This window comes from Amycolatopsis samaneae, from assembly GCF_039541975.1.
Taxonomy (GTDB): domain Bacteria; phylum Actinomycetota; class Actinomycetes; order Mycobacteriales; family Pseudonocardiaceae; genus Amycolatopsis; species Amycolatopsis samaneae.
In genome coordinates, this window is record NZ_BAABHG010000003.1 from 274341 (window position 1) to 298731 (window position 24391).

Annotated in this window: 26 protein-coding genes; 10 read left to right on the forward strand and 16 right to left on the reverse strand. The window is 71.5% G+C overall.

Features of this window, described 5'->3' with window-relative positions:
- The first annotated feature begins 1 nt into the window (after position 1).
- Complete coding sequence (locus ABD987_RS08360) at positions 2-712, forward strand: class I SAM-dependent methyltransferase (RefSeq protein ID WP_345388816.1); 711 nt, start codon at positions 2-4, stop codon at positions 710-712.
- A gap of 34 nt (positions 713-746) precedes the next feature.
- Here the strand turns inward: ABD987_RS08360 and ABD987_RS08365 are convergent, their stop codons facing one another.
- The 5 genes from ABD987_RS08365 to ccrA all read right to left on the reverse strand — a co-directional run bounded on the left by ABD987_RS08365 (position 747) and on the right by ccrA (position 6388).
- The gene (locus ABD987_RS08365) at positions 747-1892 is read right to left on the reverse strand and encodes a hypothetical protein (RefSeq protein WP_345388818.1); all 1146 of its coding nucleotides are present in this window, start codon (positions 1890-1892) and stop codon (positions 747-749) included.
- A gap of 79 nt (positions 1893-1971) precedes the next feature.
- A complete protein-coding gene (locus ABD987_RS08370; RefSeq protein ID WP_345388820.1) occupies positions 1972-3117 on the reverse strand; it encodes an adenylate/guanylate cyclase domain-containing protein in 1146 nt (381 codons plus the stop codon).
- Positions 3114-3563, reverse strand: coding sequence for a universal stress protein (locus ABD987_RS08375; protein WP_345388822.1), 450 nt, complete (start codon positions 3561-3563; stop codon positions 3114-3116). Before ABD987_RS08375 ends, ABD987_RS08370 begins: the two co-directional genes overlap by 4 nt.
- Positions 3564-3665: 102 nt before the next feature.
- On the reverse strand, positions 3666-4844 hold the full coding sequence (locus ABD987_RS08380) for a coiled-coil domain-containing protein (RefSeq protein ID WP_378214272.1): 1179 nt from the start codon (positions 4842-4844) through the stop codon (positions 3666-3668).
- 203 nt (positions 4845-5047) lie between these two features.
- Complete coding sequence (ccrA, locus tag ABD987_RS08385; protein WP_345388826.1) at positions 5048-6388, reverse strand: crotonyl-CoA carboxylase/reductase; 1341 nt, start codon at positions 6386-6388, stop codon at positions 5048-5050.
- A 223-nt stretch (positions 6389-6611) separates the two neighbouring features.
- Between ccrA and ABD987_RS08390 the strand changes: the two genes are divergently transcribed.
- Entirely contained in the window at positions 6612-6980 is a 369-nt protein-coding gene (locus tag ABD987_RS08390; RefSeq protein WP_345388828.1) for an SPW repeat domain-containing protein, read from the forward strand.
- 37 nt (positions 6981-7017) lie between these two features.
- A complete protein-coding gene (locus ABD987_RS08395; protein ID WP_345388830.1) occupies positions 7018-7593 on the forward strand; it encodes a TetR/AcrR family transcriptional regulator in 576 nt (191 codons plus the stop codon).
- Here the strand turns inward: ABD987_RS08395 and mce are convergent.
- Complete coding sequence (mce, locus tag ABD987_RS08400) at positions 7590-8042, reverse strand: methylmalonyl-CoA epimerase (RefSeq protein WP_345388832.1); 453 nt, start codon at positions 8040-8042, stop codon at positions 7590-7592. The genes ABD987_RS08395 and mce overlap by 4 nt on opposite strands.
- A 139-nt stretch (positions 8043-8181) precedes the next feature.
- Between mce and ABD987_RS08405 the strand changes: the two genes are divergently transcribed.
- The 3 genes from ABD987_RS08405 (at position 8182) to ABD987_RS08415 (ending at position 11165) form a co-directional block, all read left to right on the forward strand.
- Complete coding sequence (locus ABD987_RS08405; RefSeq protein WP_345388834.1) at positions 8182-9369, forward strand: acetyl-CoA C-acetyltransferase; 1188 nt, start codon at positions 8182-8184, stop codon at positions 9367-9369.
- Positions 9369-10334: a methylmalonyl Co-A mutase-associated GTPase MeaB gene (gene meaB, locus ABD987_RS08410; RefSeq protein ID WP_345388836.1), complete on the forward strand. Its 966-nt coding sequence runs from the start codon at positions 9369-9371 to the stop codon at positions 10332-10334. Before ABD987_RS08405 ends, meaB begins: the two co-directional genes overlap by 1 nt.
- Before the next feature lie 126 nt (positions 10335-10460).
- Positions 10461-11165, forward strand: a complete 705-nt coding sequence (locus ABD987_RS08415; protein WP_345389882.1) for a peptidylprolyl isomerase — start codon at positions 10461-10463, stop codon at positions 11163-11165.
- A 420-nt stretch (positions 11166-11585) separates the two neighbouring features.
- Here ABD987_RS08415 and ABD987_RS08420 read toward each other — a convergent pair whose 3' ends face one another.
- Together ABD987_RS08420 and pdxR are read right to left on the reverse strand one after the other, a co-directional pair.
- Positions 11586-12272, reverse strand: a complete 687-nt coding sequence (locus tag ABD987_RS08420; protein ID WP_345388838.1) for an MBL fold metallo-hydrolase — start codon at positions 12270-12272, stop codon at positions 11586-11588.
- 46 nt (positions 12273-12318) lie between these two features.
- Positions 12319-13701 (reverse strand): MocR-like pyridoxine biosynthesis transcription factor PdxR, encoded by a 1383-nt coding sequence (gene pdxR / locus ABD987_RS08425; protein WP_345388840.1) that lies wholly within the window; start codon positions 13699-13701, stop codon positions 12319-12321.
- 46 nt (positions 13702-13747) lie between these two features.
- Between pdxR and ABD987_RS08430 the strand changes: the two genes are divergently transcribed.
- Both ABD987_RS08430 and ABD987_RS08435 read left to right on the forward strand, forming a co-directional pair.
- The gene (locus ABD987_RS08430) at positions 13748-14212 is read left to right on the forward strand and encodes a carboxymuconolactone decarboxylase family protein (RefSeq protein ID WP_345388842.1); all 465 of its coding nucleotides are present in this window, start codon (positions 13748-13750) and stop codon (positions 14210-14212) included.
- Positions 14209-14952, forward strand: coding sequence for an isocitrate lyase/PEP mutase family protein (locus ABD987_RS08435; RefSeq protein WP_345388844.1), 744 nt, complete (start codon positions 14209-14211; stop codon positions 14950-14952). The genes ABD987_RS08430 and ABD987_RS08435 overlap by 4 nt, the downstream gene beginning before the upstream one ends.
- A 122-nt stretch (positions 14953-15074) precedes the next feature.
- On the opposite strand, the gene ABD987_RS08440 is transcribed toward ABD987_RS08435, so the two are convergent.
- The 6 genes from ABD987_RS08440 to ABD987_RS08465 all read right to left on the reverse strand — a co-directional run bounded on the left by ABD987_RS08440 (position 15075) and on the right by ABD987_RS08465 (position 21382).
- Positions 15075-16709 carry a solute symporter family protein gene (locus ABD987_RS08440; RefSeq protein ID WP_345388846.1) on the reverse strand — a complete coding sequence of 545 codons (1635 nt, stop codon included), beginning with the start codon at positions 16707-16709 and terminating at the stop codon, positions 15075-15077.
- Positions 16706-17053 carry a DUF485 domain-containing protein gene (locus tag ABD987_RS08445; RefSeq protein ID WP_345388848.1) on the reverse strand — a complete coding sequence of 116 codons (348 nt, stop codon included), beginning with the start codon at positions 17051-17053 and terminating at the stop codon, positions 16706-16708. Before ABD987_RS08445 ends, ABD987_RS08440 begins: the two co-directional genes overlap by 4 nt.
- 70 nt (positions 17054-17123) lie before the next feature.
- Positions 17124-18851 (reverse strand): sodium/solute symporter, encoded by a 1728-nt coding sequence (locus ABD987_RS08450; RefSeq protein ID WP_345388850.1) that lies wholly within the window; start codon positions 18849-18851, stop codon positions 17124-17126.
- A gap of 388 nt (positions 18852-19239) precedes the next feature.
- Positions 19240-19590, reverse strand: a complete 351-nt coding sequence (locus ABD987_RS08455; RefSeq protein ID WP_345388852.1) for a hypothetical protein — start codon at positions 19588-19590, stop codon at positions 19240-19242.
- Positions 19587-20345: a LytR/AlgR family response regulator transcription factor gene (locus tag ABD987_RS08460; RefSeq protein WP_345388854.1), complete on the reverse strand. Its 759-nt coding sequence runs from the start codon at positions 20343-20345 to the stop codon at positions 19587-19589. Before ABD987_RS08460 ends, ABD987_RS08455 begins: the two co-directional genes overlap by 4 nt.
- The gene (locus ABD987_RS08465) at positions 20342-21382 is read right to left on the reverse strand and encodes a sensor histidine kinase (RefSeq protein WP_378214386.1); all 1041 of its coding nucleotides are present in this window, start codon (positions 21380-21382) and stop codon (positions 20342-20344) included. The genes ABD987_RS08460 and ABD987_RS08465 overlap by 4 nt, the downstream gene beginning before the upstream one ends.
- Positions 21383-21544: 162 nt before the next feature.
- Between ABD987_RS08465 and ABD987_RS08470 the strand changes: the two genes are divergently transcribed.
- Both ABD987_RS08470 and ABD987_RS08475 read left to right on the forward strand, forming a co-directional pair.
- Positions 21545-22531 carry a GlxA family transcriptional regulator gene (locus ABD987_RS08470; protein ID WP_345389888.1) on the forward strand — a complete coding sequence of 329 codons (987 nt, stop codon included), beginning with the start codon at positions 21545-21547 and terminating at the stop codon, positions 22529-22531.
- The gene (locus tag ABD987_RS08475) at positions 22528-23271 is read left to right on the forward strand and encodes a DJ-1/PfpI family protein (RefSeq protein WP_345388856.1); all 744 of its coding nucleotides are present in this window, start codon (positions 22528-22530) and stop codon (positions 23269-23271) included. Before ABD987_RS08470 ends, ABD987_RS08475 begins: the two co-directional genes overlap by 4 nt.
- A gap of 18 nt (positions 23272-23289) precedes the next feature.
- On the opposite strand, the gene ABD987_RS08480 is transcribed toward ABD987_RS08475, so the two are convergent.
- On the reverse strand, positions 23290-23817 hold the full coding sequence (locus ABD987_RS08480) for a DUF6069 family protein (protein ID WP_345388858.1): 528 nt from the start codon (positions 23815-23817) through the stop codon (positions 23290-23292).
- An 86-nt stretch (positions 23818-23903) separates the two neighbouring features.
- Positions 23904-24167, reverse strand: a complete 264-nt coding sequence (locus ABD987_RS08485; protein ID WP_345388860.1) for a PLD nuclease N-terminal domain-containing protein — start codon at positions 24165-24167, stop codon at positions 23904-23906.
- Between the last annotated feature and the right edge of the window lie 224 nt (positions 24168-24391).

The window sequence follows — 24391 nt, forward strand, 5'->3', positions numbered from 1 at the left end:
CATGACCGACATGGTGGGCCAGGAGCCGCAGTACGAGGTGTTCGCCGACGAGTTCCTCGACCACGCGCGCGACGGCCTCTACAACGCGCACTGCGACCGTCCGGCCTGCCTGGACCTGCTCGGCGACGTGGCCGGGCGCCGCGTGCTCGACGTGGCCTGCGGGCCCGGCCTGTACGCCGCGGAACTCGTCGCGCGCGGGGCAACGGTGATCGGACTGGACCACAGCCCGCGCATGGTCGAGCTGGCCGGGCACCGGGTCCCCGCCGGCGAGTTCCGCGTCCACGACCTGGCCGATCCGCTCGACTGGGTACCCGATGCCTCCGTCGACCTGGTGTTGTTCGCGCTCGCGCTCGAATACGTCGACGACCGGGTCTCCCTGTTCCGGGAGCTGCGCCGCGTCCTGCGGCCGGGCGGGGCACTGGTGTTCTCGCGGATGCATCCCACCGGCGACTGGTTGCGGCACGGCGGAAACTACTTCGACGAGCGGATCGTCGAGGAGGTGTGGAGCAAGGGCTGGCGGGTCCGGTACTGGCTGGCGCCGCTGGAGCAGACGTGCGAGGAACTGCGCGCGGCGGGCTTTCTCATCGAGCGGCTGGTCGAACCGCGACCGAGGCCGGAGGCGGCGGCGATCGACCGCGAGGGCTACGAGAGACTGTCTCGCGAGCCGACCGGGTTCCTCGCCATCAGGGCCGTGCCCGACCCCCGCCCCTGATACTCCTTTGTGGACGGAGGTCGGGTACGGCAGGTCACGGCCGGTTGTACCGCAACACCACCGGGGTTCCCGTCGTGCCGGTGCGGACCAGTGCCCACGTCGTCGCGCCGTCCGCGGTGGTGGCCACCGCGCCGCCGTTGCCGGTGACCACTGTGGACGGTACAGGGACGTCGGTCCACTGTCCGTCGCACCAGCGGGCGAAGACCGGGCGCGGTTTACCGGTGACGCTGTTCTTGGCGGAGTTGGAAACCCACGTGACTCCCGACGGATCGGCGCTCAGTCCCGCGTTCCCCGGCCGGGCCTGCTCGGCGGGCAACGCCGGGCCCCGCGTCCATTCGGAGCCGTTCCAGCGCTGGACGACCGTCCTGGACGTCTGCGGGATCTGGCCGACGAGCCAGACCTGATCCGGCGCGGCGGCGGAAATCCGTTGCCCGATAGGCAGAATCCCCTCCGGGGCGCCCGGCTCCTCGGCCGGCGGGACGTCCGTCCACCGCTGACCGTCCCAGTGGGCGACGATCGCCTGTTTACGCGCTTGGCCGGTGCCGAGGACGACGTCGGCCTCCCCGGTGACCCAGACGTCGTCCGGCCCGGCCGCCGTCACCGACGACAACGCCCCCGACTGCTTGTCCGGCAGCGTGACCTCCTGCCAGGACTGCCCGTCCCAGTGCGCCGCGTAGGGCCGCGGTGTGGCGTCCGGGCCCGCGGTGCCCACCGCCCACACGTCGTCCGGCGCCGCGACGGCCACGCTCCGCAGGTGGCCACCGCCCTCGGGGTCCGGCGGTCCGGCCACCGTGGTCCACCCGCTTCCGTTGTCGTGCATGAAAAGCGGAAGCGGCTGGCGGGACAGCGAAAGCCGGGTGCCCACCGCCCACACGTCGGACGGCCCGGCGGCGGCCACGGCCGAAAGCCCGCCCAGCACCGAAGGAGTCCAGCTTTCGGACTTCCACGCCTGGCCGCCCCACCGCGCGACGAACGGGCTGTCGCGCGCGGTGCCCACCGCCCACACCCCGTCCTCGCCCGCGGTGGTGATCGCTTCCAGATCGGTGGTCGTCAGCAGCTTTTTCGTGTCCGTAGCGGTGAATCCGGCGGTGCTCGCCTGCGCGGCGGGCGCCGCCACCAGCGCCGACGCGGTGGCCAGGACGATGGCGCCCAGCACGGTTCTGCGGGCATGACTGCGCATGTGTTTCCCCCTCGGAAGATTGACTCGGTGAAACCGAATCTAGCGGGAAAGCGCGTGCCCGACAGCGGCCGTTCGGGGGTCAGCGCCGACGTCGCCTGCCGCGCTTTCGGTACTCCGCAGGGGTTTCCGGTTCCTGCTCGGCCGCGTCGCCGGTGTCCGCCTCCGGTTCGGCGGCGTCGGCGAGGCCGAGCATTTCGGCCGCGAGTTCCTGGGAGGTCGCGAACATCCCGGTCGGCTCCACCCGTGCCCGCCGCAGCGCCGAGGGACGCATCCGGCTGTAACCGCGGACCGAGACCGGACGCCGGGAACGCACCTCGTAGGCGGGCTCGTCCTCCAGCTCCGAGGCGAGTTGCTTGTCGATGAGGATGGTTCCCGGCCGGGCGATCGACGTCAGCCGCGCGGCGAGGTTGACCACCGAGCCGTAGACGTCGCCGTAGCGGCTGAGGATCCGGCCCGAGGCCATGCCCGCGCGGACCGCGGGCAGCTCGTCCGCTTGGTCGGCCCGTTCGGTCAGTGCCAGCGCGATCTCGGCGGCGTCGGCCGCGGAGTCGGCCACGAAGAGCACCTCGTCGCCGATCATCTTCACGACGCGTCCGTGCTGTTCCGCGATGACCTCGGTGGTCAGCGACTCGAAGGAGTCGAGCACCCGGCCCAGCTCGTCCTCGTCGATCTGCCGGGTGAGCCGGGTGTAGCCCACCATGTCGACGAACCCGACGACCTCGGTGCGTTCCTCCAGATCCTCGTCCGAGGCCAGCGCGCGGCCGGCGTAGGCCGCGAGATGACGGCGCCAGACGAAGTTCTGCACCTGCTCCAGTTCGGGCAGCAGCCGGTCGACCAGGCGCGCGATCTGCCGTTCGTTCCCGGCCACCTCCGGCTGTTCGGTGATCAGCTTCCACAGCATGTGCACCTGCCACTCGGCCAGCCGCGACAGGTGCTGACCGAGCGTGCGGGTGATCGCCACCTCGACGCTCTGGTCGATCAGGCCGGACTGGACGAGCTGGTCGGCCGTGCGGACGGCGTCGATGTCGGCGTCGGTGAAGACGACCTCGTCGTCGCCGACCGAGGCGAAACCCAGCGCGCGCCACAGCCGCAGGGACCGTTCCGGTGGCACACCGGCCTTCTCGGCGACCTCCGCGCGGGTGTACTTGCGCCTGCCGCCGAGCAGAATCCGTTCGAGCCGCTGCTGGAGCCCGGCGTCCGCCGCGGCTTCGCCGGGATCGGTCACGTGGTGTGGACGATCAGGACGTCCACCCCGGACTTGCGGGCGACCTCCGAGGGCACCGAGCCGAGGATGCGCCCGGCGAGGGTGTTGAGCCCGCGGTTCCCGACGACCAGGAGATCCGCCGAACGCTCCGTCACGACCTTGCGCAGGGATTCGACCGGCTCGCCCTTCACCGCGACGGTGTCGATGTCCTTGGCGCCCGCCCTGGTCGCGCGGTCCCTGGCGGACTGCAGCGTGTCCTCGGCCGGGGCCGATCCGACGACCTGGTACGCCTCGTCGCCGAGCACGTCCTGCGCCTTCTCCACGTCCTGTTTGCTGGCCGGGAAGTAGGCGCAGGTGATGACCAGTTTCGCGCCCGCGTCGCCGGCGACCGCGGCCGCCCTGTCGACCGCCGCGAACGACGAGTCCGAGCCGTCCGTCCCTACCACCACGGTCCGATACGCAACCATCCGCCAACCTCCACCGAAGCTCGCCACTTCCCGCGTGAGCAGCGACGACGCCTGGTTCAGCGAACCCGCGCGGACCGTCGGCCGCCCTTGTCGGGACGTAGGTTACTCGCCAGTCGGTTTCTGCGCTCCGGATGGCCGGGGTGAAGGCTGCGGCTTGGGCACGCTCGCGGTGCTGAGCTGGACCGTCTTCTCCGAATCGCCGCCGTTGGACGCCTTCGCGGCCCCGACCGGCTGGGCGGGTTTCGCGGGCTGGGCCTTCGGCTGTGGCTTCGCGGGCGCGCCGGCGGCGGGTGCCATGAGCTCGGCCGGGATCTCCGGCTCGTCGCCGAGCACGGTGCTCGCCTCGGCCAGCACCGTGCGCGCGGCGCGGACCTGCTCGGCCAGCCCGGCGCGGACCGTCCGCAGCGACTCGACGCGCTCGTTGGCCTGGGTGATCCGCCGGTTCGACTCCTCGGTGGCGACGCGGACGCGGCGGCGTGCCTCGTCGGCGGCCTCGGCGAGTCGGGCGTTGGCCTCGGTGATCGAGTCCTGCTTGCGCTTGTTCGCGTCGGCCACCGACTCGCGCTGGCGCCGCTCGATGTCCGCCTTCGCGGCGGTCTCCTCTTCGAGCACCTTCGCGCGGATGGCGGCCGCGTCCTCGGTCGCTTCGCGGACGCGGCGGGCCGCCTCGGCCTTGCTCGACGCCTCCTGCTCGGCCAGCGCGCGCATGGCTTCGGTGCGACGCGTGGCCATCGCGATCTCGAAGTCCTCTTCGACCTGGGTGCGCCGCGCCTCGGACTCCGCGTCGAGCCGGTCGCGCTCGGCCTTGGCCTTGTCGGTGATGTCCTTGGCCTCGGCCCGCGCGTCCTCCAGGACCTTGCGGTGCTCGGCCTCCATCTCCTTGCGCCGCAGGTCGAGCTCGGTGAGCAGCTGCTCGTAGCGGGCGCGCATGGCGCTCGCGTCGGTCTCGGCCTTCGCCCGGATGTGCCCGGCCTCGGCCTCGGCCCGTGCCTTGGTGTCGGCGGCCTCGTCCTGGGCCAGCCGCAGCATCCGCTGCAGGCGCTCGGACAGGCCCTCCACGCTCGTCGGCGGCTGCGCCAGCCGGTCCACCTGGCCGCGGAGGTCCGCGATCTCACCGCGGGCGATCTCCAGCTGCCTGGCCAGGTCGCCCGCCTGCGCGATGGCGGCGTCCCGGTCCGCGGTGAGCATCTTCAGGTCGCCGTCCAGCCGCTCCAGGTGCTCGTCGACCTGGGCCCGGCTGTACCCGCGCTTCGCCACGTCGAAGCCGGCTCCCAGCGGCACCAGCTCCCGTTCCTCGCCAAGGCTCATTCTTCTACCGTAGTCGCTCGCGTCTCCCGGAAGGGTGAGCACCCGGTTCGCGGCGGGTGTCCTGCGGTGAGTGCACGCGCTGGTGCGCCGCGTGGCGACGGCACCGACGTGACACTGCTCATCGCGATGTCACCGGGCACGTCGATGAGCGGCACGGCTGTGCCCGATCCCCGGGATTACGCGCCGCGGAAGGCGTTGATGGCGTCGAGGTGCTTGGCGCGCAGTTCCTCGTCACGGACGCCGAGACCCTCTTCCGGGGCCAGCGCGAGGACGCCGACCTTGCCCTGGTGCGCGTTGCGGTGGACGTCCAACGCGGCCTGTCCGGTCTCTTCGAGGCGATAGGTCTTCGACAGCGTCGGGTGGATGAGACCCTTCGAGATCAGCCGGTTCGCCTCCCACGACTCGCGGTAGTTCGCGAAGTGGGAGCCGATGATCCGCTTGAGGTTCATCCACAGGTACCGGTTGTCGTACTGGTGCATGAAGCCCGACGTCGAGGCGCAGGTGACGATCGTGCCGCCCTTGCGCGCGGCGTACACGGACGCGCCGAAGGTCTCGCGGCCCGGGTGCTCGAACACGATGTCCGGGTCCTCGCCGCCGGTCAGCTCGCGGATCTTCGCACCGAACCGCTGCCATTCCTTCGGGTCCTGGGTGTTCTCGTCCTTCCAGAACCGGTATCCCTCGGCGTTGCGGTCGATGATCAGCTCGGCGCCGAGCTTGCGGCAGATCGCGGCCTTCTCCGGGCTGGACACCACGCACACCGGGATCGCGCCGCCGTTGAGCGCGTACTGCGTCGCGTACGAGCCGAGCCCGCCGGAAGCGCCCCAGATCAGCACCACGTCGCCCTGCTTCATGTCCGCGCCGTTGCGCGAGACGAGCTGGCGGTACGCGGTGGAGTTCACCAGCCCTGGCGAGGCGGCCTCCTCCCAGGTCAGGTGCGCGGGCTTGGGCATCAGCTGGTTGGCCTTGACGAGCGCGATCTCGGCCAGGCCGCCGAAGTTCGTCTCGAAGCCCCAGATCCGCTGCTCGGTGTCGAGCATCGTGTCGTTGTGCCCGTCCGGGCCCTCCAGCTCGACGTTGAGGCAGTGCGCGACGACCTCGTCGCCCGGCTTCCAGTTGTGCACGCCGACGCCGGTGCGCAGCACGACGCCGGACAGGTCCGAGCCGACCACGTGGTACGGCAGGTCGTGGCGCTTGGCCAGCGGCGAAAGCCTGCCGTAGCGCTGGAGGAACTTGAACGTCGGGATCGGCTCGAAGATCGAGGTCCAGACGGTGTTGTAGTTGATCGCGCTGGCGAACACCGCGACCAGCGCCTCGCCGGGGCCGAGCTCGGGGATCGGCACCTCGTCGACGTGCAGCGACTTGCGCGGGTCCTTCTCCCTGCTGGGCAGGTCTTCGAACATGCCGACCTCGTCCGCGTGGACGGTCACTCCCCGGTAGCTCTCGGGCATCGGCAGCGAACCCACCGCGGTGGTGTCGCCGGTCAGGATGGCCTGCTGGATTTCGCCGAGCTCAGTCATCGAACCTCCACGGTGCGGCGTTGGCGGATCAAATTACTCGCCAGTAACTCGTGGCGGCAACAGTACGAGAGTAAGCGCACACGCGCCCGGCGAAACCCCGTAGGAACCCCACAAAACCCGGCGAAACCCCTGCTCATCCGTCTTGACCGGCTGGCCAACCAAGAGGACGATCGGAGCAGCGGAAGCACTGTGGAACCGGAGTTCTCCACTGGAGGTGAGCACGATGAACGAAGTGTCGACGCGCCCTTGGAGCCGCCCCCATGACTGGGCGGAGGTGGTCATCGGGGTCGTTGCCGCGCTTTCACCCCTTTGGCTGAGCACGAGCACCGCCGCGATGTGGACGATGATCGTTCTCGGCGCGCTGATCGCGCTCGACGGCCTCGCGTCGCTTGCCATGCCTGGCATGGTTTACGGCGAAGGCATCCAGATCGTGCTGGGCGTGTTGATGTTCCTCGCGCCCTGGGTGATCGGGTACACCGAATTCAACGGGGCGTCCTGGACCTCGTGGGTCGCCGGTGTGCTGGTCGTGATCGCCGGCGCGGTCGCGATGCCGGTCGCACAGGCGGCGCACCGGATGGCCGGGTCACACTGAGTCCTACCCAGGAACAGGGCGCTACGAAGGAGTAGTCATGGAGGACGACTCGGCGAAGGAGCGCATCCTGCGCGCGGCGGAAGCCCTCTTCGCCGAGTCGGGCTTCGACGCCACCCCGACCTCTCGCATCGCGGAGCGTGCCGGGGTGCCGAAGGGGCTGGTGCACTACTACTTCAAGCGCAAGGCCGACCTGCTGACGGCGCTGGTCGAACGGCTGCCGGAGGAACGCATCGAGCCCGCCACCCTCGTCATCCCCGGCGACGTGGCGGGCAGCCTCGGCAGGCTGGTGCGCGAGCTGGACCGCCGGTTCACCGGGTCGCGCGTGCTCTCACATCTGCTCTGGCGCGAGGCCGACACCCACCACGCCGTGCGCGACGCGCTGCTGGCGCGGTTCCAGCTCCTGGTGCGTCAGGTGCGCGCGGTGATCGTCACCGCCACCGGCGGCGTCCTGCCGATCGCGGACGTGGACAGCGCGTCCGGCCTGCTGGCCAGGGCCGTCACGCACCGCCACGCGACCGCGCGGCACGCCGATACCCAGCCCTCCGACATGGACGCCGAGCTGAAGTTCATCGCCGACGCGTTGACCGGGCGTAACGGCCGCGCCCCTGCTTAGTGGGCGCCGTCGCGCGCGGGTTCGACCAGCTCCACGAGCACGCCGCCCGCGTCCTTCGGGTGCACGAAGTTGACGCGGCTGTTCGACGTCCCCCGCTTCGCCTCCTCGTAGAGCAGCCGCAGCCCCTGTGCGCGCAGCGCGGCGGCCGCGGCGTCCACATCGGACACCCGGTAGGCGAGCTGCTGCAGCCCGGGGCCGCTCTTGGCGAGGAACTTCCCGATCGCCGAGTCCTCGCGCAGCGGCGCGAGCAGCTGGATCTGCGTCTCGGTGCCCGCGGTGCCGGGCGCGCGCAGCATCGCCTCGCGGACGCCCTGCTCCTCGTTCACCTCCTCGTGCGCCACCTCGAGGCCGAAGTGCTCGCGGTGGAACGCGATCGCGGCGTCGAGATCCGGCACCGCGATCCCCACGTGGTCGATGGCCGTGACAAAAGGCTTCAGGGCGTCAGTCATGCACGAGAGGATAAGGCGGTCGCCGGGGTGACGACGGTCGCGAACGGGCGTGCCCCGGCTCACACTGGCTGCATCAAGATGCCGTACCACTGGGTATGGTCGTTCCGACCGACCTCGCGCCGAAGCTTGGAGGACTGCCGTGTCCGGTTCCGTGATCCTGGGTGCCGCCCGTACGCCCGTCGGGCGATTGCTCGGTTCCCTGAAGGACTTCTCGGGCGCGCAACTGGGCGGGGTCGCGATCAAGGCCGCGCTGGAGCGTGCCGGTGTCGCCCCCGAAGCCGTGCAGTACACGATCATGGGCCAGGTGCTCACCGCCGGTGCGGGCCAGATCCCCGCGCGCCAGGCCGCCGTCGCCGCCGGCATCCCGATGGACGTGCCCGCGCTGACCGTCAACAAGGTGTGCCTGTCCGGCCTCGACGCGATCGCGCTGGCCGACCAGCTCATCCGGGCGGGGGAGTTCGACCTCGTCGTCGCGGGCGGCCAGGAGTCGATGACCCAGGCTCCGCACCTGCTGCCGAAGTCCCGGTCCGGCTTCAAGTACGGCGACACCACGCTCGTCGACCACATGGCCCACGACGGCCTGTTCTGCGCCTTCGACCAGGTCGCCATGGGCGCCTCGACGGAGAAGTACAACAGCCGCTACGGCGTCACCCGCGAAGCGCAGGACGCGTTCTCCGCGCGTTCGCACCAGCGCGCCGCCGCGGCCGCCGAGGCGGGGTACTTCGCCGACGAGATCGCGCCGGTGTCCATCCCGCAGCGCAAGGGTGACCCGATCCTGTTCTCGGCCGACGAGGGCGTCCGCGCGGACACCACCGCCGAGGGACTCGCCAAGCTGCGTCCCGCGTTCGCCTCCGACGGCACCATCACCGCCGGGTCCGCCTCGCAGATCTCCGACGGCGCCGCCGCGGTCGTCGTGGCGAGCAGGGCCAAGGCCGAGGAACTGGGCCTCGCCCCGCTGGCCGAGATCGGCGCGCACGGCGTCGTCGCCGGGCCGGACGCGAGCCTGCACGAGCAGCCGTCGAACGCGATCCTCGCCGCGCTGGCGAAGGAGAAGCTCACCGCCGACGCGCTCGACCTGGTCGAGATCAACGAGGCGTTCGCCGCGGTCGGCCTGGTGTCCACCGAGAAGCTGGGCGTCGACGCGGCCAAGGTCAACGTCAACGGTGGCGCGATCGCGCTCGGGCACCCGATCGGCGCCTCCGGCGCGCGGCTGGCCGTGCACCTGATCCACGAGCTGGCGCGCCGCGGCGGTGGGCTCGGCGCGGCCGCGCTGTGCGGTGGCGGCGGCCAGGGTGACGCGCTGCTGCTGCGGGTGCCGACGGCCTAGTGGCTGTTGCTTTCGATCTCGACGAGCTGGTCGGCCGGGCCCGCGACGGGCAGCATCGCGCGATCGCCCGGCTGATCTCGCTCGTCGAAGACGCCAACCCGAGGGTCGCGGACGTCGCACGGGCGTTGACGCCGTTCACCGGGAACGCGCGGGTGATCGGGCTGACCGGGCCGCCCGGTGTCGGCAAGTCGACATCGACGTCCGCGCTGCTCACCGCGCTGCGGGCGGCGGGGAAGCGCGTCGGGGTGCTGGCGATCGACCCGTCCTCGCCGTTCACCGGCGGGGCACTGCTCGGCGACCGGATCCGGATGACCGAGCACGCCACCGACCCCGGGGTGTTCATCCGCTCGATGGCCACCCGGGGCCATCTCGGCGGGCTGTCCTGGGCGACCCCGCAGGCGGTGCGGGTGCTGGACGCGGCGGGTTTCGACGTCGTGCTCATCGAGACCGTCGGGGTTGGACAGTCCGAAGTGGACGTCGTGAAGCTCGCCGACACGACCGTGGTGCTGCTCGCGCCGGGAATGGGCGACGGGATCCAGGCGGCCAAGGCCGGCGTGCTGGAGATCGCCGACGTGTTCGTCGTCAACAAGGCCGACCGGCCCGGCGCCGACGCCACCGTGCACGATCTGAAACAGATGATTTCCTTGGCACGCAGGGAAATTCGCGGGCCAAGCTGGCGTCAGCCGATCGTGCGGACGGTGGCCTCGACGGGCGAGGGGGCCGACGACCTCGTCCGTGCGCTGGCGGAGCACCACGAGTGGCTGGTGACGCACGCGGAACTGCCGCGGCGCCGGGCGGCACGGGCCAGGGACGAGGTGGCCGCCATCGCGATGCGGCGGCTGCGTGCCGAGCTCGCCGACCTGCGCCACGGTGACCGGCTCGCCGGGCTCGCCGACCGCGTGGTCGCCAGGGAACTGGACCCCTTCGCCGCGGCGGACGCGCTGATCGAGGATCTGCGCCGCTGACCGAATTCCGGACCTGGGGCCGGACGTGGTCTCCCTGGTATGTTGCGTCCCTTCGTCTGTGACTGGGAGGCAGGCACCGTGCAGAGACTCACCAAGATCGTCGTGGCAGTGCTGGGTTCCGGGCTGATGCTCGCGCTGGGCGCCCCGATGGCGTCGGCGTCTTCGGAGGCCACCGCGCCGCCGAAGGTCACGCACGGCCCGTGCCAGTACACCGAAACGCCGGACGACCCGGCCGCGCGTCCCGTCCCGCTGCCGCCGGATCCCCGGCACACCCCGAGCTGGGGCAAGCCCCGTGTCCGGCTTTCGACGAACCAGGGCACCATCGGCCTGACCCTGGACCGCGCGAAGGCGCCGTGCACCGTGCAGAGCTTCCTGCACCTGACCACGCACCGGTTCTACGACCGGACGACGTGTCACCGGCTCACCGCGTACCCGACGCTGAAGGTGCTTCAGTGCGGGGACCCGACCGGGACCGGCGAGGGCGGGCCGGGCTACAAGTACAAGGACGAACTGCCGACCGACCTGCCGCCCGCGCCCAGCGATCCGACCGGCGCGCGCAAGGTCTACGCGCGGGGTGTGCTCGCGATGGCCAACGCCGGACCGGCCACCAACGGCAGTCAGTTCTTCGTCGTCTACGGCGATTCCGCGCTGAAGCCGAACTACACGATCTTCGGCACGGTCGACGACGCGGGGCTGGCCACGCTGGACAAGGTGGCCGCTGGCGGCATCCAGCCGGACCCGAAGGCGCCTCCCGGCGGCCCGGCGCCGGTCGACGGCAGGCCGGTGCTCACCACCGACATCCACCGCGCCCGCGTCACCTGCTGGTTCTGAGCTGTCGGACGGTCCGTGGGGGCCTCCTTGAGGGACTCTAGGTCCCTCAAGGAGGCCCCCACGGACTTTCTCCGGGCCACTTCGGGGGCGGGGCTTGGCACCGAGGGACGCCTTCGGTGCGTTGGCCGCACCGAGGGACGCCCCCGTCGCACCGAACGCACCCAGGGCGTCCCTCGGTGTTCCGCCCACGGCCCACGGCCCGCTGCCCGCTGCCCCACGGCCCCGCTGCTCCGTCCACAGAGGACTCCAGGCGCACCTGCCCGGGGACATGCGCCCCAATGTGGCGTTCGGTGCGTGGAATCGGGGCCGGACGCGGAGCGTCTCCGTTGAGGGTGGTGGTGGGGGCAAGGAGTGGAGCACCGAACGCCACATTCGCTGCGTCCAACGCACCCAATGCCACATTGGGGCGCTTGGGCCACCTCAGGACGTGAGCTGGGTGTGCAGGGCGCGGAGGCGGGACTGGGCGCCGCTCAGAAGCGGGGCGCCGTGGCCGAAGCAGGCGATCTCGGCGTCCACGTCCGCCAGGGTGCCCACCGAGGCGATGGCGCGTTCGCGGTCGACGTTGAACGGCCCGAGCACCGGGTCCGGCCAGGTCGCGACGGTGTCCCCGGTGAACAGGACGCGGTGCTCGGGGAGGTGGACCGCGATACTGCCCTCGGTGTGGCCGGGGATCCAGAGAATCCTTGCCCCGCCGCCGAAATCGAGCACGTCGCCGTCCTCGGCCTCCTGATCGACGCGGGCCGGCGGCCCGGTCAGGTGCTGCTTGGCCTGCTCGAACAGCGGACGTTCCCAGTCGAGCAGGTTCGGCAGCGGCGGTGCGGCCTCGCCCCGGATGACCGGCGCGTCGAGCCGGTGCGCGATGACCGGCGCGTCCGACCACGACGCGATCTCCGCCGCCGAACCGGCGTGGTCGCCGTGGAAGTGGGTGATGACGACGCGGGTGAGCGCGCCGGAGCCGAGTTCGGTGATCGCGTCCCGGATCGCGTCGCCCGAGCCGACGATTCCGGTGTCGACGAGTGTCAAGCCGTCATCGTCGGCCCACAGATAGGCCTGGCCGATTTCGAATTCGAGCAGGTGCAGTCGTGGGGTGAGCGAGGTGATCTTCACCCCGCTGACGATAGGCGGAACCTCGGCCCGGAAGCCACGAGTTTGCTCATGGCGTAACCTCCCACAACGCTTCGACGAGCGTCTGCGCCGCGCCGTTGAACGCGTGTTTCGGCGCCGCGCCGTACCCGACGATCAGACCGCCGGGCCGAGGGGAATCCATCCAGTAGCTGCCCAGGCCCTCGATGCCGATCGCGCGGCGGCGGCAGGACGCGAGCACCTCCGCCTCCGTCGGCCCGTCCTCCGGCAGCATGAGCACCAGGTGCAGCCCGGCCGAAATCCCGCGCGGGGCAAGGTTTTCCGGCAGCATGGCCAGCAACCGGTCGCGCCGGGACCGGTACTCGGTGCGGCGACGGCGGACCTGCCGGTCGTAGCCGCCGGAGTCGATCAGCTCCGCCAGTGCCAGCTGGTGCAGCACCGGCGGCCGCGTCCCACTGTCGAGCATGGCCGCGCGCACCGGTTCGACGAGCGAACGGGGCAACACCAGCCAGGACAGCCGCAGGGCCGGCGCGAGCGTTTTGCTCGCGGTGCCCGCGTACACCACGCGTTCGGGCGCGAGTGCCTGCAAGGCGCCGACCTGCTGGCTGTCGAAGCGGAATTCGCCGTCGTAGTCGTCTTCGAGTACGAACGCGCCGGAATCGTTCGCCCACCGGGTCAGCTCCGCGCGCCGGTGCGGCGCGAGCGGCACGCCCATCGGGTACTGGTGCGCGGCGGTCACCACCACCGCCGGACTGCCCACAGCGGACACGTCGATGCCGTGCTCGTCCACCTCCACCCCGACGACGCGGGAGCCGTTGGCCGCGACGATGTCCCGGAAGAGGTACAGCGACGGGTTCTCGAACGCGATCTCCGCCGCGCCGCGTCCCCGCAGGACCTGCGTCAGCAGCGCGAGCGCGTGCGAGTATCCGTTGCACACCGCGATCCGCGCCGGATCGGCGAGCACGCCCCGGCTGCGCGCGAGGTAACCCGCCAGCGTTTCCCGCAGCCGGGGCACGCCGAGTTCGTTGGAGTACCCCAGTTCCGTCGCGGGCATCTCGTGCAGCGCGCGCCGGGTCGCGGCGAGCCACTCCGCGCGGGGGAACGCGGTCAGATCGGGCCTGCCGGGGCGGAGGTCCCAGCGCGGCGCGGGATCCCACGGCGTGGGCCGGGGCGCCGACTGTGGCAGGGTGCCCGCGGTCGCGACCCGCGTCGGCGCGCCCTGGGCCGTGCGCAGGTAGCCCTCGGCGGCGAGGTCGGCGTAGACCCTGGTGACGGTGCCCCGCGCGACGCCGAGGTCCTGGGCGAGCGCGCGCGTCGACGGGACCGTGGCGCCGGGCTGCCAGCGGCCTTCCCGGATCGCCGCGCGGATCGCCGCCGCGAGCCCGGTCCGGCCCGTCTCGCGCCGCCAGGCGAGGTGGACGTCTATTCCCGAACTGGACCACGAAACTGCCATGTGACTGGACCATACACGTGGTCCAGTCGGCGCTAACGTCTATGACATGACGAAGCGAATCGCCCTGTCACAGCAGGTCCCGGAGATCTACCAAGCCATGTCGAAGCTGCAGCAGGCCGTGGAGAAGGCGGCCGCCAACGCGGGCATCGACCAGAAGCTGCTCGAACTGGTCAAGATGCGGGCCTCCCAGATCAACGGCTGCGCGTTCTGCCTGGACATGCACAGCAACGACGCCATTCAGCACGGCGAGTCGCCGCGGCGGCTGTTCGTGCTCGACGGCTGGCGCGAGACCGAGCTGTTCACCGAGCAGGAGCGCGCCGCGCTGGCACTGACCGAGGCGATGACGAAGGTGTCGCAGCTTCAGGACGTGCCCGACGACGTCTACGCCGAGGCGACGCGGGTGTTCACCGAGGAGCAGTACCGCGCGGTGGCCTGGGAGGTCATCGCGATCAACAGCTGGAACCGCATGCAGGTCACCAGCCACGCGCCGCTCCCGAAGCGGGACGCGTGACCGCGCGGGCCCTGCGGGCGCTGCACGTCCCCGGCAAGCCCCTCGTCCTGCCGAACGCTTGGGACGTGGATACCGCGCGGCTGGTCGAGCAGGCCGGTTTCCCCGTGGTGGCAACGAGTTCGGTCGCGGTCGCGGCGGCACTCGGCTATCCGGACGGCGAGGCGGCCCCGGTGGACGAGATGTTCGCCGCGGCCGCCAGGATCGCCCGCGCGGTGTCGGTGCCGGTCACCGTGGACGCCGAATCCGGGTACGGCCTCGCCGCGCCGGAACTGGCCGAACGACTGGTGGACGCGGGCGCTGCCGGTCTCAACTTCGAGGACACCGACCACGTCGCGGGCGGGGTGCGGCCGGTCGAAGCCCAGGCCGCGCGCGTCGCGGACCTGCGGAAGGCGGCGGGGGACGCGCTGGTGATCAACGCCAGGGTCGACGTCTTCCTCGGCGCCGAGGACGAGAACGCGGTACTGGACGACGCGATCGCCAGGGCGAAGGCGTATCTGGCGGCCGGGGCGGACTGCGTCTACCCGATCCTGGTGCGCTCGCCCGAGGTGCTGGGCGAGTTCGTCCGCGCGGTCGCGCCCGGCGCGGTCAACGTCTCCGCCCTCCCCGGTGGCCCCGGAATCGCCGCGCTCGCTGAACTGGGGGTAGCGCGGATCTCGCTGGGTGCCGGGCTCTGGAGGCACACGCAGGCCCATATCCGGTCCGTCCTCGGCGACTTGGCCGACGGAACGCTCCCGTACTGACCGGGAAAGTCCGTGAATGCCACATTGAGGGACTCAGAGTCCCTCAATGTGGCATTCACGGAACTTGGCCGGGAGCTACCAGGAGGCGGTTGGGCGCGGCACCTCCTGGCGCCCCCGGGGTCTCAGTGGGAGACGGCCTTTTCGGCGCCGGCCCCGGTCAGCGAGCGGACCTCCATCTCGGCGTACTTCTTTTCGTCGTGCTCCTTCGACAGCACGGTGCCGAGCCAGCCGAGGAAGAACGCGATCGGGATGGACACCAGGCCCGGGTTGTCCAGCGGGAACCAGTGGAAGTCGACACCCTGGATCATCGACGCGCTCTTGCCCGTCTTCGGGTCGATCGGCTTCCCGGACACCGCGGGGGAGAAGACGATGAGCACGATGGTGACGATCAGACCGCCGTAGATCGACCACAGCGCGCCCTGGGTGTTGAAGCGTTTCCAGAACAGCGAGTAGAGGATCGTCGGCAGGTTCGCCGACGCCGCGACCGCGAACGCCAGCGCCACCAGGAACGCCACGTTCTGCCCGTTCGCCAGGATGCCGCCGACGATCGCCACCGCGCCGATCACCAGCGCGGTGATCCGCGCGACGCGCACCTCCGAACCCGGCGTCGCCTTGCCCTTCTTGACCACGCTCGCGTAGACGTCGTGGGCGAACGAGGCCGACGCGGTGATGGTCAGGCCCGCGACCACCGCGAGGATCGTCGCGAACGCGATCGCGGCGATCAGGCCCAGCAGCACCGGCCCGCCGAGTTCGAGCGCGAGCAGCGGCGCCGCCGAGTTCACCCCGCCGGGCGCGGCCTTGATCTTGTCCGGGCCGACCAGCGCGCCGGCGCCGTAGCCGAGCACGAGCGTGAACAGGTAGAACACGCCGATCAGCACGATCGCCCACACCACCGAACGCCGCGCCTCGCGGGCGGTCGGCACCGTGTAGAAGCGCATCAGCACGTGCGGCAGGCCCGCGGTGCCCAGCACCAGCGCGATCCCGAGCGAGAAGAAGTCCAGTTTGGTCGTTCCGTTGGTGCCGTACTGCTTGCCCGGCCCGAGCAGCGCCTCCCCGGCCTTGCCGCCCTTGTCCACGGCGGCCTGCAACAGGCTGGAGAAGTTGAAGCCGTACTTGCCGAGCACCCACAGCGTCATCGCCAGCGCGCCGATGATGAGCAAGGCGGCCTTGATGATCTGCACCCAGGTGGTGCCCTTCATCCCGCCGATCAACACGTACGCGATCATGATGATGCCGACGACGACGATCACCAGCGTCTGGCCGGTCTTGCCCTCGATGCCGAGCAGCAGCGCGACGAGCCCGCCCGCGCCCGCCATCTGGGCGAGCAGGTAGAAGAAGGACACGGCCAGCGTCGAGATCGCGGCCGCGGCCCGCACCGGACGTTGCTTCATCCGGAAGGCGAGCACGTCGCCCATGGTGAACTTTCCCGTGTTGCGCAACAGTTCCGCGACCAGCAGCAGCGCGACCAGCCACGCCACCAGGAACCCGATCGAATACAGGAACCCGTCATACCCGTAGACCGCGATCGCCCCGGCGATACCGAGGAACGACGCCGCCGAAAGATAATCACCCGAGATCGCGATGCCGTTCTGCGGACCGGTGAACGCGCGACCGGCGGCGTAGTAGTCCGACGCCGTCTTCGTGTTCCGGCTCGCGCAAAACACGATCACCAGCGTGATCAGCACGAACAGCGCGAAGATGATGATGTTCAGGGCCGGGCTGCTGCCCTCGACGCCCGCCGCGAGTGTGCTGCTCATGCCTGCTCCTCGATGTCCGCGCGGATCTTCTCGGCCACCGGGTCGAGCTTCTTGTTGGCGTACCGGACGTACAGCCAGGTGATCAGGAACGTCGACACGAACTGGAGCAGGCCGAAGACCAGGCCGACGGTGATGTTGCCGAACAGCTTGGTGCTCATGAACCCGTGCGCGTAGTCGGCGAGCAGGACGTAGAGCAGGTACCAGGCGAGGAACAGGATCGCCATCGGGAAGACGAAGCGGCGCAGCCTGCTCCGCAACTCCCGGAATTCCGCGCTGTCGTGGGCCTTTTCCCAGACCGAGGCGTCCGGTGGCCCGCCGGTCACGTCGGTGTCTGTGGTGCTCATCGGCGTCTCCTCGCGGCACTGCGAATGTGGTGCGCGCCACGGTAGGGACACCGGGTGGGGGAGGGAACCGTCAGCGGTTCAAACGCGGGCTCCGACGACGAACGGTCGACGAACGGCGGGCGGCCGGGGACGAACGGCGCTCGTGCAGATGCAGCCGCAGCATGGCCGCGGTCGACCAGGAAGGTGGCCTGCCGCGCGAAGAGACCAGCATCATTACGCCGAATGCCACCGGTACCGACCAGAGTGCCGGTTGGGCCACCAAGATCGCCACCCAGCCGTGCAGTTTGGGCCCGGCCAGCGAGAACAGGAACGAGCCCGACGAGGCCAGCAGCCCGGCGAGCACCCCGGCGATCCCGCCCGCCGCGGTCAGCCGCGGCCACCAGATGCCGAGCACCAGCAGCGGGCAGAACGTCGAGGCCGCCACGGTGAATCCCCAGGTGACCAGCTCGCCCGCGCCGAACCGCGCAGACGGCAGCGCGAGCAGCACCATCACGCCCGCGACCACGACCACCGTCACCCGCAGCCGCCGCAGCCCGCCGGGCATCAGGTCGTAGGCCAGCGCCCCGGACATCACCAGCAGCAGGCCCAGCGACGTCGCCAGGAACGCCGCGAACGCGCCCGCGGTGAGCAGCGCGGTGAACAGCTGGCCCGCCCATCCGGTGTCCACTTGGGACGGAAGAGCGACGACGACGGTGTCGGTACCGCCGGAAAGATAGAGCTGGGGTACCAGTACCCGGCCGAGTACCCCGTAGATCCCGGGGAACAGGTAGAACACGCCGAGCAGCGCCACGGTGATCGCCGCGGTCCGGCGGGCCGCGCGGCCGTCCGGGCTGGTGTGGAAGCGCATCAGCACGTGCGGCAGGCCCATCGTGCCCAGCATGATCGCGATCAGGATCGACCAGGTGCTCAGCAGCGGGTACCCCTGATCGCCCAGATCCAGCAGCGGGCGCTGCCAGTCGGCCCCGCCCAGCGGTGCGACCCCCGGGACCGAGGGCACCGGCGTCCCCGCGGCGAAGGTCAGTTTGTCCTTGCTGCTCAAGGAGAGTTCGCCGGGCGGGACGACGCGGGTGCCGCCGTCCGGGGTACGCAGCGTCGTCGGCTCGGTGATCCGCAGGGTCGTGTCGATCTCGAAGGAAACCGTGGTGTCGTGCCCGAACCGGGTGAACTCCACCGGGTGCAGCGCGGCGTCCCGGTTGACCGCGCCCGCCTGCAGCACCAGCCAGATCGCCGGGACCAGGAACAACAGCAGCTTCAGCACGAACTGGAACGCCTGCACGTAGGTCGCCGCGCGCATGCCGCCGAGCGCGAGCGTCACGCTCACCGCCGTCCCGGCGATCACGACCCCGACCCAGTACGGCGTGCCGCCGACCGCCTTGAGCACCAGGCCCGCGGTGCGGAACTGGGGGAGCACGTAGATCGTGCCGATCACGAGGATGACCACCGCCGACAGCCTGCGCAGCGCGGGCGAGGCCAGCCGCGCCTCGGCGAAGTCCGGCACGGTGAGCGCGCCCGAGCGCCGCATCGGCGCCGCGACCAGCACGAGCATCGCGATGTAGCCCGCGGTGAAGCCGACCGGGTACCAGAGCGCGCCGACCCCGTCCTTCACCACGAGCCCGGCCACCCCGAGGAACGACGCCGCCGACAGGTATTCGCCGGACACCGCGGCCGAGTTCACCAGCGGCGACACCCGGCGGGACGCGACGAGGAAGTCCGACGTCGTCCGCATCGCCGCGACGCCCCGGATCCCGATCAGCAACGTCACCGCCACCACGGGCGCGACCGCGAACGCGATCCCCACTAGGTTTTCCCGCCGTGGTCGTGGTGGTCGCCGTGGTCCGTGCGGCTCGACTGGGCTGGGGTCGGCAGGTCTCTGAAGGCCACCTTCAGGGACCTGAACGCCCTCAAGGTGGCCTTCAGAGCACGGGCGCGCGGGAGCTGAAGGACGCTTTCAGTGCGTTGGGCGTGCTGAAGGACGCCTTCAGTGCGATGAGTGCACCGAAGGCGTCCTTCAGCACATCGCCCGAGCCGGTCGGGACCCGCTGCCAGGGCGGGCTTCTGCGGCAGCGTCCCGACCCGCCGTGGCCCAAGCGCCCCAATGTGGCGTTCGGTGCGTCCAGCGCACCGAACGCCGCATTGGGTGCGTTGAGCGCACCCAATGCCACATTGGGGCGTTCGTCCGCCGGGGATCACGGGTCGTCCTCGAGGCGTTCGGCGCGGCGCAGTTGCCAGCGGGCCAGCAGCGCCATGGCCGGGTAGGGCAGGACCGCGATCAGCAGCCACGACAGCGGGACTCCCCACAGCCGCACCGAGTCCAGCCCGGGGAACAGCGCGAACACGGCGGGCAGCCCGAGCAGCAGCGCGAAGATCAGTACCAGCGCCGGAATCCCGCGCCGCCGCTGTGCCCGGTACAGCTCGGAAGCGCGCTGGGCGTCCGCCGCGCGCAGCCGGGGCTGCCGCCAGCGTCCGCGCGCCTGCCGCCGCGCGTGCGCGAGCCGGGTCTGCGGGCTGGTGACCGCGACCCGCCGGACCCGGCTCATCGCCGCGGTCCGAGCTGGCCGCGCTGCGCGGCCTCCAGGAGCCGGTCCCGCAGGTCGCGCGCGTGCCGGCGGCTGACCGGGACGTCCCCGGCCTCGGTGTGCGCGAGCAGCCCGCCGGTGGTGTCGCTGCGCAGCTCCAGCACCGCGTCGACGGCCAGCAGGAAACCGCGGTGCACCCGGCTGAACCCGGTGCCCTCCCAGTACTCCTCCAGCCGCGAGATCGGCATCCGCACCACGTGCACCCCGCTCTTGGTGTGCAGCCGGACGTAGTCGCCGTGCGCCTCGGCGAACAGGACGTCGTCGCGCCGCACGTACCGGGTCCGGCCGCCCGCCTCGACCGGCAGCGCGGCCATCGCGTCGGGCGCCGGACGCGACGGGGCCGCCATGCGCGTCACCTTCGCCAGCGCGGCCGACAGTCGTTCGGCGCGGACCGGCTTGAGCAGGTAGTCGACCGCGCCGATGCCGTAGGCGGTGACCGCGTGCCCGTCGTGCGCGGTGACGAACACGATCACCGGCGGTTCGGACAGCTTCGCCAGCAGCGACGCCAGTTCCAGCCCGTCGAGGCCGGGCATGGAGATGTCGAGGAACACCGCGTCGAAATGGTCCGCCTGAAGGAGTTTCAACGCCTTCAGCGCGTCCCCGGCACCGACGACCTCGCCGACCTCGGGCGCCTCGCGCAGCATCCGGCACAGCTCGTCGAGCGCGGGCGCCAGATCGTCCACGGCGAGCACACGCAGTCCTGTCCCGGAAGTCACGGCAGCACCCCTGGCTGGAAGCGGGGCACGCGCACGATCACCCTGGTGCCCGCGTCGACGGCGGTCTCCACCACGAGGCCGTACCAGGCGCCGTAGACGTCACGCAGTCGTCTGTCCACATTGGCCAGTCCGACGCCGCCGTCGGACCCCTTCCCGGCCAGTATCTCCGCGGCCCGCTCCGGTGCCATCCCGACTCCGTCGTCCTCGACGGTGATCACGCAGTGATTCCCTTCCGCCTGTCCGTGCACCTGGACGAGCCCGGCGGCCGAGCGCGGCTCGATCCCGTGCCGGATCGCGTTCTCCACCAACGGTTCCAGCACCAGGTACGGCACCGCGACGGCGAGCACCTCCGGTGCCACCCTGACCTGGACGCGCAGCCGTTCGCCGAGCACCGCCCGTTGCAGCGCCAGGTAGGTCTCGACCGCGCGGAACTCCTCGGCGACCACGGTGTACTCGCCGTGCCGCGCGAGGCTGTAGCGCGTGTAGTCGGCGAAGTCGAGCATGAGGTCGCGGGCGCGGTCCGGGTCCGAGCGCACCAGGGACGCGATCACGGTCAGCGCGTTGTAGACGAAGTGCGGGGACATCTCCGCCCGCAGCGCTCGCAGCTCGGCCTCGGCCGCCCGCTCCGCGGACGCCTCCAGCCTGCCCCGCTCCAGCGCCTGGACCACCAGGTCGGCGGCCTCGCGGGCGACGTTGGCCGGTACGTCGCCGACGGTCAGCAGCGCGCCGGCCGGCTCGTCGCGCACGTGCAGGGGCAGCACCCGCAGCCCGGCCTCCGCCCCGGGTTCCTCGCTGCGCAGCGCCTCTTCGAGCACCTTCGAGACGAGGTCGTCCGGACCGGGACGACCGGACCACAGCAGCGACCCGGACAGGTCCGCCAGCCCGAGACCCGGCACGCCGAACAGCTTCCGCAGGCCGTGCGCGGCCCGGCGGGCGTGTGCCCCGGCCAGGCCGTCCATCAGGTCGTGGGTGATCCGGCGGGCGGCGGCGAGCACGGGCAGGGGATCGGCGGGCGGGGCCGCGCGTTTCGGCAGCACGGATGTCGGGCCTCCCCTCGGCGCCACGTCGGGTCAGGTGGGGAAGGAGAGTCTAACCGGGCGTGACGCGGAGAACACGCGTCCGGGTTTCGCGGCCGGTTCCGAGCGGGTTCCCGGCGGTAGGTTTTCGTTATGGGGAGCCAAGAACGATCGGTACGGCGGATGGTGATCGTCGCGTACGACGACGCGCAGATCCTCGACGTGGCGTGTCCCAGCGGGGCGCTGGAGATCGCGAACTCGCACGGGGCCGTGCCCCGGTACGCCGTGGAGCTGGCGACGGTCGCCGGGGCGGACACACGCAGTTCGTCCGGGATCGTGCTGGCCGGCGCGCGGCGGCTCGCCGCGGTGACCGGGCGGATCGACACGATGCTGGTGGTCGGCGGGGCCGGGACACCGAAGGCGGCGGTGGACGAGCGGCTGCTGACCCAGGTGCGGCGGCTGGCTGGGCGGAGCAGGCGGATCGCGTCGGTGTGCACGGGCACGTTCGTGCTGGCCGCGGCCGGACTGCTGGACCGGCGGCGGGTCACCACGCACTGGGGCTACGGCGAGCTGCTGGCCGCGCGGTTTCCCGCGGTGACGGTGGATTCCGCGCCGCTCTACATCCGGGACGGCGACGTCTACACCTCGGCCGGGGTCACCAGCGCGCTGGATCTCACGCTCGCGCTGATCGAGGAGGATCACGGCCCGAGCCTGGCCCGCGAGGTCGCCCGCGAACTGGTGACCTACCTGCACCGCCCGGCCGACCAGGCGCAGATCAGCATGTTCCTGGCCGCTCCGCCGCCGGGCAACCGGGTGGTGCGCGACCTGCTCGGCCACATCGCCGCGCATCTGGACGGCGATCTCGGCCCGCGCGCGCTGGCGGCGCGGGCCGGGGTCACCACCCGGCACCTCACCCGGCTGTTCACCACGCAGCTGGGCAGCACCCCGGCCCGCGTGGTGCGGGCCGCCCGTACCGAGGCCGCCGCGCACCTGGCGCGCGGGAGCGGGCTGCCGTTGTCCGCGGTGGCCCGCCGATGCGGGTTCACCTCGGCGGGGACCCTGCGGCAGGCGTTTCTCGACCACTACGGGGTCACCGGGGACATGCTTCGCCGGATGACGGACATGCCGCGCCCACTGGCCACGCGAGCCGCGCAGACTCCCGCGGTATGACGAGTGCGAAGACCACCCGCAGAACGGTGCTGGCGGGCGCGGCGGCGACCGCGGCGTTGGGCCTCACCGCCGGTACCGCGAACGCCGGGACCCGGGGCCCGCGGATCGGCATCCTGCTCTACGACGGTTTCAGCCTGCTGGACCCGACCGGGCCCGCGGAGGTGCTCTCCCGGCTGCCGGGCGCGACCGTGACGATGATCGCCGAGCACCGCGGCCCGGTGCGCACCGACACCCGGCAGGCCGCGGTGCTCGCCGAGCGGTCGGTGGCCGAGGTGGACCGGCTGGACGTGCTGCTGGTGCCGGGCGCGGGCAACCGGGGCACGGTCGCCGCGATGCGGAATCCGGTCCTGCTCGACTGGATCCGCCGCGTCGACAAGCACACGACGTGGACCACGTCGGTCTGTACCGGCTCGCTGATCCTCGGCGCCGCCGGGCTGCTTCGCGACCGCGCGACCACCTACTGGGCCTCGGCGGACTACCTGGAGAGCACGTTCGGCGTGCGGTACGTGCCCGAGCGGTACGTGCGGGCGGGCAAGATCATCACCGCCGCCGGCGTGTCCGCGGGCATCGACCTCGCGCTGTACCTCGCCTCGCTGCTCGCCGGTGACGACGTCGCCCGCGGCATCCAGCTCGCCGTCGAGTACGACCCGCGTCCGCCGTTCGATGCCGGGAACGCCGCCACCGCGAGCCCGGAACTCAAGGCGCTCGCCCTGCGGCTGCTGGCCGAGTCGCAGCACTAGACCGTCTACAGAGGACGGTCAGCTGTCGTAGTACCGCGAAGGGGGTTCGGGACGGTCCCACTGGCGCGTCGGCGCCTGCTCGGGCGTGGTGCGCCGGTACCGCGTGCGCGCGTTCGCCGCCATGCTGCTCACGATGACCGCGATCGCCAGCCCGATCACCAGGTTGATCAGCGCGGTCGCGATCTTCGCGCTGACGTTCACGGTCAGGCTCAGCGGCAGCACCACCGCGATCGCGGTGGCCAGCACCATGATCCAGCCGAAGAACTGGCCGGGCGCCGGCGTCGCCACGCTCAGCAGGTGCATCAGCCCGGTGGCGAGCAGGGCGACGATCGCGGCCACCACGGCGTAGGTCGTGGTGCTGGCGTTGCCCCAGACGCCGTCGCCCTTGGGTGCGAGCACCTCCACCGCGAAGATCCCCCTGGCGATCAGCAGCCCGACGATGGCGATCAGCGCGGCCACCACCGCGGTGGCGACACCGCCCGCCCACAGCCTTGCCGCGTCCACGCCGGGCTGCGCCTGCCGGGGGTCGCGCGGGTAGTCGGACATCTGCGGTCCTTCCGTCGCGGGTCTCCTCACCCCGATTGTCGCGCGAACGGCGGCGTCTCGCCTGTCGCCAGTGGGTGGTGCGCCGGTCACCTGAGGTGTGGATCGACGCTCTTGCGGCCCACGACGTACCACAGCAGGCTGCCGATGAACGGCAGCGAGAAGATCACGATCAGCCAGAGGAGCGTCGCCCCGCAGCCGATGCGGGCGCCCAGGATGCTGAACAGTGCCCACAGGAAGAAGCCCAGGTAGGCGAGCCCGGCGAGGGCCAGGACCAGGCCGAGGCCGAGGCCCAGCCCGTGGGTGAGGGCGCCCTGGCCCTCGGCGAGCACGTGCACGAGGTGGTGCGGCATGGGGTCGGCGGTCCTTCGCTCTCGGGTGGTGGTGCCGTTTCGCCGGTGACACGGTCGTGGTCGGCCGACCGTGCCCGCCCGGCGATGACGATCTTGTCCGAGACCGGACCCCGCGTACTTCGGGCAGACGGTCATGCGCGGGCCCGCCGCCCTCGGCCGATCGGCCGATCCCGTCCTGCCCACCCGGCCAGGAACCGCGACGGCCCCCAAACGTCCCGGACGCT

Bases quoted from the DNA above. Each gene is read 5' to 3' on its own strand.
- pdxR (WP_345388840.1), bottom strand. From the start codon at position 13,701: ATGGCAGTTTCGTGGTCCAGTTCGGGAATAGACGTCCACCTCGCCTGG.
- ABD987_RS08415 (WP_345389882.1), top strand. From the start codon at position 10,461: ATGCTCGCGCTGGGCGCCCCGATGGCGTCGGCGTCTTCGGAGGCCACC.
- ABD987_RS08360 (WP_345388816.1), top strand. From the start codon at position 2: ATGACCGACATGGTGGGCCAGGAGCCGCAGTACGAGGTGTTCGCCGAC.
- ABD987_RS08390 (WP_345388828.1), top strand. From the start codon at position 6,612: ATGAACGAAGTGTCGACGCGCCCTTGGAGCCGCCCCCATGACTGGGCG.
- ccrA (WP_345388826.1), bottom strand. From the start codon at position 6,388: ATGACTGAGCTCGGCGAAATCCAGCAGGCCATCCTGACCGGCGACACC.
- ABD987_RS08430 (WP_345388842.1), top strand. From the start codon at position 13,748: ATGACGAAGCGAATCGCCCTGTCACAGCAGGTCCCGGAGATCTACCAA.
- ABD987_RS08375 (WP_345388822.1), bottom strand. From the start codon at position 3,563: ATGGTTGCGTATCGGACCGTGGTGGTAGGGACGGACGGCTCGGACTCG.
- ABD987_RS08480 (WP_345388858.1), bottom strand. From the start codon at position 23,817: ATGTCCGACTACCCGCGCGACCCCCGGCAGGCGCAGCCCGGCGTGGAC.
- ABD987_RS08445 (WP_345388848.1), bottom strand. From the start codon at position 17,053: ATGAGCACCACAGACACCGACGTGACCGGCGGGCCACCGGACGCCTCG.
- ABD987_RS08455 (WP_345388852.1), bottom strand. From the start codon at position 19,590: ATGAGCCGGGTCCGGCGGGTCGCGGTCACCAGCCCGCAGACCCGGCTC.
- ABD987_RS08485 (WP_345388860.1), bottom strand. From the start codon at position 24,167: ATGCCGCACCACCTCGTGCACGTGCTCGCCGAGGGCCAGGGCGCCCTC.
- ABD987_RS08395 (WP_345388830.1), top strand. From the start codon at position 7,018: ATGGAGGACGACTCGGCGAAGGAGCGCATCCTGCGCGCGGCGGAAGCC.
- ABD987_RS08475 (WP_345388856.1), top strand. From the start codon at position 22,528: ATGACGAGTGCGAAGACCACCCGCAGAACGGTGCTGGCGGGCGCGGCG.
- ABD987_RS08365 (WP_345388818.1), bottom strand. From the start codon at position 1,892: ATGCGCAGTCATGCCCGCAGAACCGTGCTGGGCGCCATCGTCCTGGCC.
- ABD987_RS08440 (WP_345388846.1), bottom strand. From the start codon at position 16,709: ATGAGCAGCACACTCGCGGCGGGCGTCGAGGGCAGCAGCCCGGCCCTG.
- mce (WP_345388832.1), bottom strand. From the start codon at position 8,042: ATGACTGACGCCCTGAAGCCTTTTGTCACGGCCATCGACCACGTGGGG.
- ABD987_RS08470 (WP_345389888.1), top strand. From the start codon at position 21,545: ATGGTGATCGTCGCGTACGACGACGCGCAGATCCTCGACGTGGCGTGT.